This is a genomic window from Alloprevotella sp. OH1205_COT-284 (assembly GCF_003859795.1).
Classification (GTDB): domain Bacteria; phylum Bacteroidota; class Bacteroidia; order Bacteroidales; family Bacteroidaceae; genus Alloprevotella.
On sequence record NZ_RQYI01000061.1, the window covers coordinates 1 to 917 of the forward strand.

1 pseudogene is annotated in these 917 nt (G+C 40.7%); it reads right to left on the minus strand.

Annotated features, from left to right (window positions below):
• Window positions 1-117: 117 nt before the first annotated feature.
• Window positions 118-285: pseudogene (locus tag EII14_RS09015) on the minus strand (DUF3408 domain-containing protein); the annotation flags it as partial.
• Window positions 286-917: the final 632 nt, after the last annotated feature.

The window sequence follows — 917 nt, forward strand, 5'->3', positions numbered from 1 at the left end:
TTAGGGGCTTACAACCCCGATAAACACTAGGGAGTTCAACTATTATAGGAGTACATTTGACCATTAAATGAAAAAGAGAGCATTTTTGCCTCCTTTCAGGAGTACATTTGACCATTAAGCCAAATTCTTTGATATTGGCTCGTCATTTGGACGTTCTGATTCGACACCCTGCTCTTCTGATTGAGAGCGTTTTATCTCACTCTCTTTTCTTTTCATGGGAATACCCTGTGAAATAAGTTCTCGGATGGCAACGGGATCAACCTTGCCGTTTTGGTTCTCTGTCATACTTACTTAATTTTTATTGTTATACAATTTACTGTTCATTTCGTTGTCGGTATATTTACCGATGAAGATGAATATGTCCGCTATCGAAGATATGTCCAACAGTCTTCTTGTACCAGCAGGGATACATCCTTTCGTTCATACCCTTTTTGTGGAGATGTTCATTGGTGTCCATCAATACAATCGTTCAATTGTATATGCTTTCGCACATTCCCACGTTTGAGTGAAAGAATCAAGGACATGTTCTTTGATATACCCCTCGCTTATACTGCTCATCGAATCGTGATGTTATCGAAGACACATACCCTCACCGACATATTCGACAGTGCAAATATATGGCTCGGTGATGCTGTAATCAGCGTGATTTCCTTTGGTGCGTACTTGTGGCTTCGATTTGGATACTTGTGGCTTCGTCTCTCCTAATAGCTTTGGGTACAAGAGATCGTAACTTTGCAGTAAGCGATAAGTCGGTATTTCATGGCTTTGAAAACATCCATTTCGGGAGAATAAAGTATCGTTCTTCGGAACGAATTTATTTGCATCGGGCAAATAGCAAGGTATGTTTTATGCAGCACGACTCCGTTTTTGCTGCATAAAACCCTTGCTCTTGCAGAGAGCTGAAAAACTCCGAAGTC